Annotated in this window: 13 protein-coding genes; 6 read left to right on the forward strand and 7 right to left on the reverse strand. The window is 72.1% G+C overall.

The window, feature by feature from the left end:
- The first annotated feature begins 139 nt into the window (after nucleotides 1-139).
- Together ACFV0Q_RS02895 and ACFV0Q_RS02900 are read left to right on the forward strand one after the other, a co-directional pair.
- Nucleotides 140-568: an ATP-binding protein gene (locus tag ACFV0Q_RS02895; protein WP_384999458.1), complete on the forward strand. Its 429-nt coding sequence runs from the start codon at nucleotides 140-142 to the stop codon at nucleotides 566-568.
- Nucleotides 562-816, forward strand: coding sequence for a helix-turn-helix domain-containing protein (locus tag ACFV0Q_RS02900; protein WP_384999461.1), 255 nt, complete (start codon nucleotides 562-564; stop codon nucleotides 814-816). Before ACFV0Q_RS02895 ends, ACFV0Q_RS02900 begins: the two co-directional genes overlap by 7 nt.
- Here the strand turns inward: ACFV0Q_RS02900 and ACFV0Q_RS02905 are convergent.
- The 5 genes from ACFV0Q_RS02905 to speB form a co-directional block, all read right to left on the reverse strand.
- Nucleotides 806-1,486, reverse strand: a complete 681-nt coding sequence (locus ACFV0Q_RS02905; protein WP_384999464.1) for a hypothetical protein — start codon at nucleotides 1,484-1,486, stop codon at nucleotides 806-808. The genes ACFV0Q_RS02900 and ACFV0Q_RS02905 overlap by 11 nt on opposite strands.
- Complete coding sequence (locus ACFV0Q_RS02910; protein ID WP_384999467.1) at nucleotides 1,467-3,614, reverse strand: hypothetical protein; 2,148 nt, start codon at nucleotides 3,612-3,614, stop codon at nucleotides 1,467-1,469. Before ACFV0Q_RS02910 ends, ACFV0Q_RS02905 begins: the two co-directional genes overlap by 20 nt.
- Nucleotides 3,615-3,632: 18 nt before the next feature.
- Nucleotides 3,633-4,055, reverse strand: coding sequence for a hypothetical protein (locus ACFV0Q_RS02915; protein ID WP_384999470.1), 423 nt, complete (start codon nucleotides 4,053-4,055; stop codon nucleotides 3,633-3,635).
- A 76-nt stretch (nucleotides 4,056-4,131) separates the two neighbouring features.
- Nucleotides 4,132-5,799: a thiamine pyrophosphate-binding protein gene (locus ACFV0Q_RS02920; RefSeq protein WP_384999473.1), complete on the reverse strand. Its 1,668-nt coding sequence runs from the start codon at nucleotides 5,797-5,799 to the stop codon at nucleotides 4,132-4,134.
- Between the two features lie 39 nt (nucleotides 5,800-5,838).
- Complete coding sequence (gene speB / locus ACFV0Q_RS02925) at nucleotides 5,839-6,804, reverse strand: agmatinase (protein ID WP_384999476.1); 966 nt, start codon at nucleotides 6,802-6,804, stop codon at nucleotides 5,839-5,841.
- A 114-nt stretch (nucleotides 6,805-6,918) separates the two neighbouring features.
- Here speB and ACFV0Q_RS02930 point away from each other — a divergent pair, with 114 nt between their 5' ends.
- Nucleotides 6,919-8,355 carry a helix-turn-helix domain-containing protein gene (locus tag ACFV0Q_RS02930; RefSeq protein WP_384999479.1) on the forward strand — a complete coding sequence of 479 codons (1,437 nt, stop codon included), beginning with the start codon at nucleotides 6,919-6,921 and terminating at the stop codon, nucleotides 8,353-8,355.
- A gap of 30 nt (nucleotides 8,356-8,385) precedes the next feature.
- Here the strand turns inward: ACFV0Q_RS02930 and ACFV0Q_RS02935 are convergent, their stop codons facing one another.
- Entirely contained in the window at nucleotides 8,386-9,267 is an 882-nt protein-coding gene (locus ACFV0Q_RS02935; protein WP_384999482.1) for a hypothetical protein, read from the reverse strand.
- A gap of 270 nt (nucleotides 9,268-9,537) precedes the next feature.
- Between ACFV0Q_RS02935 and ACFV0Q_RS02940 the strand changes: the two genes are divergently transcribed.
- From ACFV0Q_RS02940 to ACFV0Q_RS02950, 3 genes are all read left to right on the forward strand, one after another.
- The gene (locus ACFV0Q_RS02940) at nucleotides 9,538-10,695 is read left to right on the forward strand and encodes an acyl-CoA dehydrogenase family protein (RefSeq protein WP_384999485.1); all 1,158 of its coding nucleotides are present in this window, start codon (nucleotides 9,538-9,540) and stop codon (nucleotides 10,693-10,695) included.
- Between the two features lie 27 nt (nucleotides 10,696-10,722).
- The gene (locus ACFV0Q_RS02945) at nucleotides 10,723-11,601 is read left to right on the forward strand and encodes an acyl-CoA thioesterase (protein WP_384999488.1); all 879 of its coding nucleotides are present in this window, start codon (nucleotides 10,723-10,725) and stop codon (nucleotides 11,599-11,601) included.
- 68 nt (nucleotides 11,602-11,669) lie between these two features.
- Nucleotides 11,670-12,596: a cation diffusion facilitator family transporter gene (locus tag ACFV0Q_RS02950; RefSeq protein ID WP_384999491.1), complete on the forward strand. Its 927-nt coding sequence runs from the start codon at nucleotides 11,670-11,672 to the stop codon at nucleotides 12,594-12,596.
- A 21-nt stretch (nucleotides 12,597-12,617) separates the two neighbouring features.
- Here the strand turns inward: ACFV0Q_RS02950 and ACFV0Q_RS02955 are convergent, their stop codons facing one another.
- Complete coding sequence (locus ACFV0Q_RS02955; RefSeq protein WP_384999494.1) at nucleotides 12,618-13,421, reverse strand: phosphatase; 804 nt, start codon at nucleotides 13,419-13,421, stop codon at nucleotides 12,618-12,620.
- Nucleotides 13,422-13,441 lie beyond the last annotated feature (20 nt).

A 13,441-nucleotide genomic window follows, 5' to 3' on the forward strand; every position in this document is an offset into this window, starting at 1 on the left:
CCAGCCTAGGGGGCGCGTCACGGCGCCAGGGGCGCGCTTCGCTCATTACCCGTCAGCATCGAACATATCTAGATACCTCTTGCGGCAGGATCGCGGGACCCGCTTCACTGTTCTCAGGTATCTAGATAAGTGAGGTTCCATGGCATCGCACCATGCCCACGAGGTCTTCTGGATCGTGCCCCGCACCCTCCGCGCCCCCGGCCGGGCCCGCGCGCTGCTGCGTGCGCAGCTCGCCGAGTGGACGGTCGACGCGGAGCCCGCCGACAGGGCGGAACTGCTGCTCTCCGAGCTGGTCACCAACGCCGTCCGGCACGCCCGGGCTCCGCAGGGGCGGGACATCGGGATCCGGATCGCCCGGTACGACGGGGTGCTACGGGTGGAGGTCGCCGACGCCGGCCCCGCCGTCAAGCTCACGCCGCAGGTCGTGGCGGAGTGGGACGAGCGGGGCCGCGGCCTCGCCATCGTGGCGGCCCTGGCCGAGCGCTGGGGCTGCTGCCCCCGACTGCACGGCATCGGCAAGACCGTCTGGGCCGAGATCGGCTGGACCCCGGAGGCACCCGCATGCTGAAGCACCGGGACGTGATCCGGCTCGCCTTCGCGGTCGGCCAGGCCGTCTACGACCGGCGGACCGAGCTCGGGATCTCGCAGACCGAGCTGGCCCGGCGGGTCGGCATGACGCAGGCGGACCTGTCCAGGCTGGAGCTCGGCGTGATCACACCGACCGTGGCGATGCTGGCCCGCCTGGCGCGGGCCATGGAGTCCGAGCTGAACCTCAAGCTCGTCGGCGAGACGTCCGTCGTCGCCTTCAGGGCGTAGGGCGCTGCTTCACCACGGGGGGCTTCTCGAGGGGCTTGTTCTCGCAGCCGAGGGCTTCGGTGACGCGGCGGCCCATGAGGTAGGTGAGGGCGGTCTGCCGGTCGCGGACCGTCTGGTCGATGTTCGTCCGAGGGGGGCTGACGTTGTGCGAAGCCTTCGCGTTGAACCAAGCCGACTTCGACGGCCCGCCGAGCTTGCCGGGCATCTCGCAACCGACGAACAACGTCGTATCGGTGTCGTTGGCCTGGCCGAAGGCGCCGCCGTCCGCCTCGAACGGAACGCCGTTGGGCAGCGGCTGTTCCACATCCTTCGAGGCACGCGAGACCCATCCGAAACTGAATGTCACGCGGTCACCGCCATTCTGGCCGGCCGCCCACAGGGCGCACGTCGGCTTCGGATACAGCCGCTTTTCCGGGCTCGTCTCCAGCAGTGCGTGCCGCAGCGCCGTCGCCACTTCGCCCGTGCTGTTGTAGATCAGAGTCTCGAACTCTTCCGCACGAAGAATCCCCCGCAGGAGGACGCCCTCCTCCGAGGAACTGCTGATCCCACACGGCTGCTCGCTCTTCGCCTCGGGCTCCCCCGACGTGCACGACGCCAGCATCACCATGGAGAGCAGGGCAGTCGTCGATCGCGCGAAAGCCTTGAGCACGTCACGGCCGGAGGTGCGCACGGGCAGCCTCCCGACCTGCGGAGTACGCGTCACCGGCCCCGTCCTTGGCGTGGTCGAACGCGAGATTGCCTGCCATTTTCCGTTCATCTCTCCACGCATCCAACAGCTTGTTGGTCCCGTCCATACCCGCCGCGTAGTTGTTGCTGGAATCCTGCTTGCTCTGCTCCTCGGCCGCGTCCTTGACGCCCTCGACCCAGTTGTACTTGGCTCCGTCGATCAGCGAGCCTCCGATCGTGCTCACGACCGGGATTTCCCCGATGAGTCCGTTCACTCCGGCAGCCGTGTACTCGGCCGTGCCCTCAGCCCACTTGACCTGGTCGTCTTCCTTGTCCTTGTAGACGTCGGCCCCGATGCCGTTGAGGGCACCCGTTGCCGCCCCGATGTCATGTGCACGGTTGTCCCAGTCAACGCCGGCCCGCTGCGGGTCGGCCTCGTAACGGTCAGCCGTCACGAGCTGCTCCGCCGAGTACACCTGCTCCGCCTTGACCAACAAGCCGTAGGACGGGCCGTCGTCCGCGATCCCGCGCATGACACGGATCAGACTGCCCTGGCCGACCGCGATATGGGCCTCGTCCCCCGAACCGTGGATGGCGTCGCTGCCCTTGATGCCCCCCAGGTCAGAGTTCTGGCCGCCGAGGATCACGTGGGTGTCCTCCACGTAGTCGACCAGCGCCCTCGCCATCGGCTGCTGCAAGCCCTGCAGGTCGTCCGGGAACTCGTCGCCGCCCATCTCGTCGTCCAGGTAGCGGATCGCGTGGTGCATCACGCGGGCCTGGCCCTCCGTGTGGGGGCCGGGCGGGCCCAGCTTCTCGCCGTCCGTGTGGCCCGTGGCGGCTGCCTGGAGGGCGGCGCCGAGGCCGGCCGTCTTGTCGCCGTGCATCTCCATCGGCGGGCCGACGGCCGTCGAGATCCAGGGGTCCGGCATGTCCCGGTCGGTGAGCATGTACTTCAGGTGCTCGTTCTTGTTGCGAGGTGCCTGAGGGTCGAGGAAGTACGTCGCCGAGTCCGGGTCCTTGGCCATGATGCCGAGCAGGCCGTCGAGGGGGTCGGAGACCAGGTTGGGGCGTTGGGAGTCGTAGGCGTGGTCGTACATGTGCGGCTTCGACTTCTCGGCCTCGATCATGCCGTCGCCGATGTCGTTGAGGAACTGCTTGCCGTAGCCGCCGCCGTTCGACATGAGGGTGACCAGCGTCTGGTAGCCGTACGTCGGCCGCAGGCCCTTGGCTACCAGCTCGGGGCCCTGCTCCTTGAGCCCGTTGACGAAGGGCTTGTAGGCGTAGCCGTCCGGGTCCTTGGTGCCGGAGGCGATCGTGTTCGCCAGGCCGGTGTTGATCGACTCGTAGAGCTTCTTGTCGGCCGCCGACGCGCCCCGCTCGTTCGACGCCAGGTTCATCTGGTCGGCCAGCTGGAGGGTGTCCTTCGCCCCGAGGGAGTGGAGGTAGGCCTCGCTGAAGTGCTTGTCCCCGGAGTTCTGCTTGAGGAGGTCGTTGTAGTGCTTGAGCTCCTCGGGGGAGGCGTCGCCGTGGCGGATCTTGTGGGTGAGGGCGAGCGCCTCCACCGCCTCGACGTCGTTGACGGCCTTGGAGTTGAAGCCGAACATGGCCGTGCCGTCCGCGCCCGAAGCGTTGAGCAGGGCCGTCTTGACGTCCTCGTCGAACTCCGTGACCGCCTTGACCGCGTCCGCGATCTTGGCCGACCAGGACCGCTCGACCTCCGGGAGGTCGGGGTCGTGGCGGATCGCCTTCGCGGTGTTCGGGTCGGTCTTGCTGAAGTCGTAGGTCGCGTTGCCCGCTTCCGACACCTTCATGCCGGCGGCGACGGCGTCCGAGACGGCCGAGGTGACCCTGCCCTTGAGCTCCGTGAAGCGGGCGAAGGCGTCGCGGAGCAGCGACTCCATGGCCAGCGCCTCGGTCTGGGCCGCGTCGAACTCGCCCCGGGTGATGGCGGAGTTGTTGGCGGAGACGTTCGCGCTGCTGCCGATCCAGCCGTCGCCCTTGGAAACGCTCTGGACTTCCTTCTCGTAGACGTCCTCGAGCGTCTTGAACTGCTTCGCCATGGACGCCCAGCCGTCGGCGGCCGTGGTGAGCGCGGACAGGTCCGTGGTCATGACCTCGTGGTAGTTCGGCACGGCTCGCTCCCCGCTCCCCTAGAGTCCCGCGACCTTGGACTGGACCGGCTGGAAGCCCTGGCCCGTCAGCTGGTCGTTCCCGGTGAACAGGTTCGACGCGCCGCGCAGGGCCGTCTTCTCCGAGTTCAGCCGACCCATCAGGCGCTTCACCTGGTCGTCCCACTGCGTGTGTGCCTTCGTCAGGCCCGCCGCCGTCGCCCAGCCGCTGAAGGCCTTGACGGCGGTCTTCGTCGGTTCGTCGGCGGCGTCCGCGGCCTTCGTCGTGCCGGGCTGCAGGACGTTCTGGATGGTGTTGGCCGCCTTCTTCTTCTCCGGAGCGGCCGTGGCCAGGAGTCCCTCGCCGCCGCCCGGGTCGGCGTGGAGCTGGTTCAGCCGCGTCTGGGGCGACGGGTCCGCGGCCGCCGCCTGCTTGTGCTGGGCCCACTCCTGCTCGAACGCCACTGCTCCCCCTCGGACTTCGTTCCGGACGTGACCACGACCACGACCCCGCCCACCCTAACGAGCCCCGTTCACATTCCTAAACGTGCGTCGGGGCGAACATCTTGAGGGTGGTGGGGAGGATGACCACCGAGGGGCCCGGCTGGGCGAGGGCCTTGGTGAGGTCCGCTCGGAGGGACTCCGGGGTGGTCGTGGTGGCCGGGACGCCGAAGGAGGCGGCCAGGGCGGCGAAGTCGGGGCCCGTGAGGTCGGTGCCGGTGGCGCAGCCGTACTCGCGGAGGATGCCGTAGCCGCCGTCGTCCACGATCAGCCAGGTGACGTCCAGGTCGTGCTGGCGGGCGGTGGCCAGGTCGGCGATCGAGTACATCGCGCCGCCGTCGCCCGAGACCGCGAGGACCGGGGTGCCCGGTTCGGCTACGGCCGCGCCGAGGGCCGCCGGGAAGGCGTAGCCGAGGCCGCCCGCGCCCTGGGCGGAGTGCATGGTGTTCGGGTGCTTGGGGTCGAAGGCCGACCAGGCCCAGTAGGACAGGATCGTCATGTCCCAGAAGGACGGGGAGCGGGGCGGGAGGGCGGCGCGGACCGCGGCCAGGAGGTCCCGTTCCAGGGTGACGTCCTGGGGGGCGAGGCGGGCTTCGATGGAGGACAGGAGGAGGCGGACCCGCTCGGGGGCTCCCGGGTCCTCGCGCTCGGAGACCGTTTCCAGGAGGGCCTGGAGGGCCAGGCGGGCGTCCGCGTGGATGCCGAGCGCCGGGTGGTTGGACTCCAGCTTGCCGAGGTCGGCCTCGATCTGGACGACCCGGCCCGTGGGGAAGAACGTGTGGTAGTTCGAGGAGAGTTCCCCGAGGCCGGAGCCGACGACCAGGACGACGTCCGCGTCCTCCAGGAAGTCCGTCGTGTGCCGGTCCTCCAGCCAGGACCGCAGCGAGAGCGGGTGGGTCCAGGGGAAGGCGCCCTTGCCGCCGAAGGTGGTGACGACCGGGGCGTTCAGGCGTTCCGCGAGCTGCTTCAGCTTGCCCGCCGCGTCCGCGCGGATCACGCCGCCGCCCGCGATGATCACCGGGCGGGAGGCGTGCGACAGCCAGTGCGCCGCGAGGGCCGTCAGCTCGGGGCGGGGCGCCAGTTCGTGCGGGGTCGCGTCCATGCCGGTGACCTGCGGGATGACCGTCTCCGCGCGGAGCACGTCCTCCGGGATCTCCACCCAGACCGGGCCGAAGGGGACCGTGAGGGCCGACTCCCAGGCCTCGGCGATGACGGAGGGGATCTGGGAGGGGGTACGGGCGCAGTGGACGGACTTCACCACCTCGCGGAAGGAGGCGGACTGGTCGCGCAGCTCGTGCAGGTGGCCGCGCCGGCCCCCGCCCAGGCCCGCCGACGGTACCTGCGAGCAGATCGCGAGCACCGGCGCGGAGGCCGCCGCCGCTTCCGCGAGGGCGGGCAGGGACATCAGCGCGCCCGGCCCCGTGGACAGGAGCAGCGGGACGGCCTCGCCGGTGACGCGGCCGTACGCGTCGGCGGCGAAGCCCGCGTTGTTCTCCGTACGCAGGCCCACGAGGCGCAGGTCGGAGCGGCCGACGGCGTCGAAGAGGGCCAGCGCGTGCTGGCCGGGGAGCCCGAAGGCGGTGGTGGCGCCGAGTCCGCGCAGCGTTTCCACGACCAGGTCCCCGCCCGTGCGGCCCGGTGGCGGCGCGAGGGCGGCCGCCGTCTGGGCTTCGGTGGGGCGGAGTACCAGGTCGTGGTCGTGCGTCACGGTGCTTAGTTGCCCTTCGCCTTCGCAGCGGCGCTGCGCTTATCGACCCTGCCTGGCGGCAGAGATCTGCCGGCTCATGATCGTGGTGAGCTCGTACGCGGTGTGCGAGGCCGCGACGGAGGTGATCTCCGCGTGATCGTACGCCGGGGCGACCTCGACGACGTCGGCGGAAACGAGGTTGCAGGAGGACAGGCCCCGGATGATCTCCAGCAGCTCGCGGGAGGTCATGCCGCCCGCCTCGGGGGTGCCGGTGCCGGGCGCGTGGGCCGGGTCGAGCACGTCGATGTCGATGGAGATGTAGAGCGGGCGGTCGCCGATGCGCTGGCGCAGCTGGTCGGCGACCTCGTCGGCGCCGCGGCGGTAGACGTCCGCCGAGGTCACGATGCCGAAGCCCATCTTGGCGTCGTCGTCCAGGTCCTGCTTGCCGTACAGCGGGCCGCGCGTGCCGACGTGGGAGAGCGCCTCGGTGTCGAGGATGCCCTCCTCGACGGCGCGGCGGAACGGGGTGCCGTGGGTGTACTCGGCGCCGAAGTAGGTGTCCCAGGTGTCGAGGTGGGCGTCGAAGTGGAGCAGGGCGACCGGGCCGTGCTTCTTCGCGACCGAGCGGAGCAGCGGGAGGGCGATGGTGTGGTCGCCGCCGAGGGTCATCAGGCGGGAGCCGGCGCCGAGGAGCTCGTCCGCGGCCGCCTCGACCGTCTCGACGGCCTCGTTGATGTTGAAGGGGTTCACGGCGATGTCGCCGGCGTCCGCGACCTGCGCGAGCGCGAAGGGGGAGGCGTCCTGCGCCGGGTTGTACGGGCGCAGCAGGCGGGAGGCCTCGCGGATGGCGTTGCCGCCGAAGCGGGCGCCGGGGCGGTAGGAGACGCCGGAGTCGAAGGGCACGCCGACGACGGCGACGTCGGCGGAGCCGACCTCGTCGAGGCGGGGCAGCCGGGCGAAGGTCGCCGGGCCCGCGTAGCGCGGGATGCGGGAGGAGTCGACGGGGCCGCGCGGCTGCGTGCTCATGGGGGGTGCCCTTCTGTGGTCCTACGGTGCGGTCCTTCGAGCGTAAGGGGACGCCCCCGGGGCGCGAAGTGTACGTTTCATCCACTGTTCGGCACCGATATGTACGGAGTAGCCATGGAGGCACCGCTCACCCCGCCGGTTCCGCTGGCCGCGCTGACCGCCGACCGGGAGCTGGGGCTGCGGCTCCTGGCGGGGCCCGCCGGGGCGGACGTGTACGGGGTGCACGCCTCGGAGATGGCGGACCCGTCGCCCTACCTGCTGGGCGGGGAGCTGCTGCTGACGGCCGGATCCGCCGCCGGGGCCGCGGGGGTGGAGGCCGGGGAGTACGTGGCCCGGCTGGTCCGGGCCGGGGTGGGGGCCGTCGGGTTCGGGGTGACCCCGGTGCACGAGACGGTGCCGGCGGCCCTCGCCGAGGCGTGCGCGCGCTACGGGCTGCCGCTGGTGGAGGTGCCGCCGGGAACCCCGTTCACGGCGGTGGGCCGGGCGGTGTGGCGGCTGATGGCGGAGGCCCGGACCCGGGAGCTGCGCCGGGTGACGGACGCGCAGCAGTCCCTGGCGTCGGCGGCGGCCCGCCCGGACCCGGTGCCGTCGGTCCTGGCCCGCCTGGCGGCGACCCTGAACGGCTGGTCGGCGCTCCTGCCCCCGCCGCCGGGCCGGGGCGACGCGGGCACGAGCGCGGGCCCGAGCACGAGCACGAGCACGAGCGCGGGCGCGGCCGAGGCGGAGGCCGGGGTTCCGCCCGGGGACGGGGTGCGCGGGGCGCTGGAGGGGCTCGCGCTGCGGGTGGGGCCCGGGGGCGCCGCGACCGCCACCGACACGCTGGGCGGCACGCACCTGGCGGCGTACGCCGTGGGCGGCGGCCGGGTGCTGGCGCTCGCCACCCCGGCCCGGGCCCCCGGGGACCACACCATCGCCTCCGTCGCCGCCGTGCTGCTGACCCTGCTCACGGCCGGCCACCCGGCGGGGGACGAAGCCGCCGCCCTGACCCGGCTCCTGCTGGACGGCGATCCGGCCGGGGCGCTCTCCCCCGGGCCCTGGTACGCCGTGCACGCCCGGGGCGCCGGTGACCCGCGGGCTCTGGCGGCCGCGCTGGGCACCGTACTGCTGGACCCGCGCGGGGACGGCGTACGCCTGCTGACCGACCGGGAGCCCGCCCCGCAGCCGGGGTGGCGGCTCGGGGTGAGCGCCCCGGCCGCGCCCGCCGGGCTGCGCACCGCCGGGGCCCAGGCACGCCGGGCCCTGGAACGCGCGGAGGCGGCCCGTACCCCGCTGGCCGGGCACGCCGACGCCGGCTTCGCGGGCCTCGTCGGCGAAGCAGAGGCCCGGGCCCACGCCGAGGCCCTGCTCGCCCCGCTGACCGGGACGCAGGCGGCGACCCTGCGCGCCTGGCTGGCCCACCACGGCAGCTGGGACCGCACCGCGGCCGCCCTCGGCGTCCACCGCAACACGGTCCGCCAGCGGATCGCCCGCTGCGCCGCGCTCCTGGACCGGGACCTCGACGACCCGGACACCCGGATGGAGTTGTGGTTCGCCCTGCGCCGGCTGCCGTAGCGGGTCTACGGCGTCACGGGTTGGCGGTCGTCACGGGTTGGCGGTCACCTCGAAGCCGGCTCCGAAGACGTCGGAGGGGTCCGCGGCGTCGCGGGCGCGCAGGTCGGCCAGGATGTTCGCCGAGCTGGTGTACAGGTACGGGGGGATCCCGAGGGCGATCGCCTTGGTGATGCCCGCCCAGGGCCCCTCGGCCTTGAACCCGTTGGCCTCGGAGGGGTAGGCCGACCCCGGCACGTGCCAGATGGTGGGCCCGCCCGAGTCGCCGGCCTTGTGCTGGGGGTGGGCCTGGTAGACGCCCCGGTCGTTGTTGGTGATCCGGCCATACCAGACGCCCAGCTGGCCGGAGACCACCAGCTCGTTGTTGTTGAACCAGGCCGCGCCGAGCAGGCGTTCGCTGTTCAGCGCGGGGCTGAGGGCGTTGGGGCTGGGCGTCCCGCCGGGCACCTCCAGCACCCCGGTCTGCTTCAGGTGCGGCCCCTGGGAGGAGAGCGTCACGCCCGGCACCAGCTCGATGACCATGTAGTCCTTCGTCAGGTGGCCCGTCATGGAGCCTTCCGGGTCCTTGAACCAGCGGACGTACCCGATGGGCCCGTAGCCGAGGTCCTGCCGGTGGTAGACGGGAGCGATGTTCTCGGGGAGCTCCCGGTCGGCGTACTTGCCCGTGGGGTCGGTCAGGCAGTGCCCGGCCGATATGGCGATCTTCCGCCCGTAGTCGTCGTTGCCGACGGCCCCGATGGTGCAGAAGGCTTCGGGGCGGGCGGGGTCGAAGGCGATCTGCATCGCGTTGTACACGCGCTTCTCCTGCCGGGGCTCCGGCGCCGCGGCATGGGCCGTGCCCGCGCCGAGCACCACGGTGGCGGCCATGGCGGCCACCAGGCCCGAGAGCCTCCTGGACAACAGTCGCCTGAGCATGCGGGTTTCCTCTTCTGCCGGGGACGGGGGCCGGAGGAACGAGTCAAGCCGGGAGGACGGTGACGCAGAAGGGGGTATCCGGCCACTCACCGCGACCGGCGTCGCGCCGCGACCCCCACCCGGCCCCGGGGCGACCCGGGCGTCCGGACGGAGCCGCACTGTGGTGCGCGCTACGTTCTCTGGACAGCGGGGACAACTCGCCGGTAACTTAATCTGAGCAAGCGCTTAGCCGTAAGCGGCGGACCGCCGCGACCGAAGGGAGCCGGCCCAGTGCGCCGTACCGTTTTCAACGAGGACCACGAGGCGTTCCGCGAGACCATCCGCGCCTTCATCGAGGCCGAGGTCGTCCCGGTCTACGACGACTGGTTCGCCGCGGGCCAGGCGCCGCGCGACTTCTACTACAAGCTCGGCGAGCTGGGCATCTTCGGGATCAACGTCCCCGAGGAGTTCGGCGGCGCGGGCCTGGACACCCACAAGTTCGAGGCCGTCCTCTACGAGGAGACCTCGCGCGCCGGCGTGAACTTCGGCGGCTCCGGCGTCCACGTGCTGCTCGCCCTGCCCTACATCAAGATGCTCTCCACCGACGAGCAGAAGAAGCGCTACCTGCCGAAGTTCGTCTCCGGCGAGGAGATGTGGGCCCTCGCGATGACCGAGCCGGGCACCGGTTCCGACGTCGCGGGCATGAAGACCACCGCCAAGCTCTCCGAGGACGGCACGCACTACGTCCTCAACGGCTCCAAGACCTTCATCACCGGTGGCGTCCACGCCGACCGCGTGATCGTCTGCGCCCGCACCTCCGCCCCGGGCGAGCAGGACCGCCGCTTCGGCATCTCGCTGTTCGCCGTGGACACCAAGTCCGAGGGCTACTCCATCGGCCGCAAGCTGGACAAGCTGGGCCTGCGCACCTCCGACACCGCCGAGCTGGCGTTCGTCGACGTGAAGGTGCCGGTCGAGGACCTGATGGGCGAGGAGAACAAGGGCTTCTACTACCTCGGCGCGAACCTGCCCTCCGAGCGCTGGGGCATCGCCTTCGGCGCGTACGCGCAGGCCAAGGCCGCCGTCCGGTTCGCCCAGCAGTACGTGACCGACCGCACCGTCTTCGGCAAGCCGGTCGCGCACTTCCAGAACACCAAGTTCGAACTGGCCTCCTGCCAGGCCGAGGTGGACGCCGCCGAGGCCGTCGCCGACCGCGCCCTGGAGGCCCTGGACGCGGGCGAGCTGACCGCCGCCGAGGCCGCCTCCGCGAAGCTGTTCTGCACCGAGGTCGCGCACCGCGTGATCGACAAGTGCCTCCAGCTGCACGGCGGTTACGGCTACATGAACGAGTACCCGATCGCCCGCCTGTACGCGGACAACCGCGTGAACCGCATCTACGGCGGCACCAGCGAGGTCATGAAGTCGATCATCGCCAAGTCCATGGGCCTGTAAGTCCCGCGAGGCACTTACCCTTCCCCCATGAACGAGGCACTGACGACGCTCCTCGATCTGCTCGACCTGGAGCAGATCGAGGAGAACATCTTCCGCGGTACCAGCCGTTCGGCGCTGGTACCGCGCGTGTTCGGCGGTCAGGTCGCGGCGCAGGCGCTGGTCGCGGCCGGGCGGACCGTGCCCGAGGACCGCACGGCGCACTCGCTGCACTCGTACTTCCTGCGCGCCGGGGACCCCGGCGCGCCCATCGTCTACTCCGTGGACCGGATCCGCGACGGGCGCTCCTTCACCACGCGCCGGGTCGTCGCCGTCCAGCACGGGCAGCCGATCTTCCACCTCTCGGCGTCGTTCCAGACGTACGAGGACGGCCTCGACCACCAGTCCGCCATGCCCCCGGCGCCCGACCCGGAGACCCTGCCGACCGCGGCGGAGTCCCTGCCCGCGTACCGGGACATCTTCCGGGACCCGGGCACGGTGGAGCGTTTGATCGACGCGCGGGCCGCCGTGGACCTGCGGTACGCGACGACCCCGCCGTGGGGCAGCGTCGGCGAGCCGGTCGAGCCGCGCACCCAGGTGTGGTTCCGTACGGCCGGCAAGCTGGAGAGCGCCGATCCGCTGCTGCACACCTGCCTGGCCACGTACGTCTCGGACATGACCCTGCTGGACTCGGTGCTGCTCGCGCACGGCCGGGGCGGCTGGGCGGTCGGCGACGTGGTCGGCGCCTCGCTGGACCACGCCATGTGGTTCCACCGGCCCTTCCGCGCCGACGAGTGGCTCCTGTACGACCAGGAGTCCCCCTCCTCCGCCGCCGGCCGGGGCCTGGGCCAGGCCCGCATCTGGACCCAGGACGGCCGCCTCGCGGTCACGGTCATCCAGGAGGGCGTCGTCCGCGTACCGCGCGCGTAGCTCCGCCGCGTGCCGGGCGGCGGGTGTCACTGACCCCGCCGCCCGAATTCCGGACATACCGTCGCGGCATGTCCGAAGAATCCGAAAGCGTCGGCACGGTCGTCGTCGCCACCGTCACCAATCTGGGGATCGCCGCCGCCAAGGCGGTCGGCGGGATCGTCAGCGGATCCAGCGCGATGCTGGCGGAGGCCGCGCACTCGGTGGCCGACACCGTGACGGAGGTGCTGCTGCTGGCCTCCCTCAAGCGGAGCGCCAAGCCCGCCGACGAGGCGCATCCGCTGGGGTACGGGCCCGAGCGGTACATCTGGGCGCTGCTCGCCGCCGTCGCGACCTTCGTCGGCGGCGCGGTCTTCGCGGTCTACGACGGCATCCACACCCTGGTCCACGGGGAGGACCCCGGCGACCCGACGCTCTCCTACGTCATCCTCGCCATCGCCTTCGTGCTGGAGGGCTACTCGCTGCTCGTGGCCTGGCGCCAGATGAGGGGCGAGGCGGCGCGGATGCGGGCTCCGCTGGGCCTGTACGTGAAGCACACCCCGGACACGGCGGTGAAGGCGGTCCTGCTGGAGAACGTCGCCGCGCTGATCGGTCTCGCGCTGGCGGCGGGCGGGCTGCTGGGGGCGCAGCTGACGGGTTCCGGGGTGTACGACGGGGTGGCGTCGCTGCTGATCGGGCTGCTGCTGGTGGCGGTGGCGTGGGAGCTGGGGCGCTCGAACGCGCAGTACCTGATCGGGCGGCCGCTGCCCGCCGCGATGCGGGCGGAGGTACGGGAGGAGCTGCTGTCGGTGCTGCACATCGAGGGGGTGCTGGAGCTGACCACCCTCGTCCAGGGTCCGGACGAGGTGCTGATCGCCGCGAAGATCGACTTCCACGACCTGGCGTCGGCCCACCAGGTGGAGGCGGCCTGCGAGGACGCGGAGTCCCAGCTGCGCGAGCGCTTCCCGGCGATCCGCCGCGTCTACCTGGACCCGACCCCGGGCCCGCCCGCACCCTGACGGGCCGGCCCCGGCAGGGGGTCAGCCGTCGAGGCCGGCCGTGGCGAGGAGGTACGCGACCAGGGGGTCGTAGTAGCGGGGGTCGCGGACGTGGTCGTCCAGCGGGACCGCCACCTGGAGGGTGCCCTCCGCCTCGGCGAGGAAGAGCGCCGGGTCGTTGCAGTCCGCGTACCCGACCGCGTCGAGCCCGCGCTGCGCCGCGCAGCCCGCCCAGCCGTGGTCGGCGACGACCAGGTCCGGCTGCGGGCGGCCCTCCGCCGCGAGGCCGTCCAGGATCGCGGCCATCGGGGCCGGGGAGTGGGTGTGCCACAGCGTCGCCCCGCGTTCCTGCACCGCGACGTCCGCGAACTGCCACACCGAGCCCTCGTCGGCGGTCAGCCCCTGCGGGATCCGCACGATCTCGCAGCCCGCCGCCCGCAGCGCGTCGGCCGTGGCGCGGTGGACGTCGAGCAGGCCGCCCGGGTGCCCGGTGGCGAGCAGCACGCTCTGCCGGTCCAGGGCGGCCTTGTGCAGCCGCGCCGCCAGCCGGTCCAGGGCGGCGACGGTCAGTTCCGGGTCGATGGTGTCCTGGCCGTAGCGGTGCTCGGGGTCGTCCACGACCCCGCAGCGCTCCGCCATCACGGCCAGCACGTCCTGCTCGTCGGCCCACCGGTCGCCGAGCTCCAGGCCCAGCCAGTAGTGCCGGTCCCCGTTGGCGAGCCTGCGGTAGTGGCTCAGGTTGTTCTCGCGCGGGGTGGCCACCTCCCCCGCGATCCGCGTACGGACCAGGTGTTCGACGAGTTCGGCGCGGCTGGGTACGGGCGTCTCTATCGGCATGCGGACCATTCTGCCGCCGCCCGGCCGGA

It is taken from the genome of Streptomyces sp. NPDC059564 (assembly GCF_042735575.1).
Classification (GTDB): Bacteria; Actinomycetota; Actinomycetes; order Streptomycetales; family Streptomycetaceae; genus Streptomyces.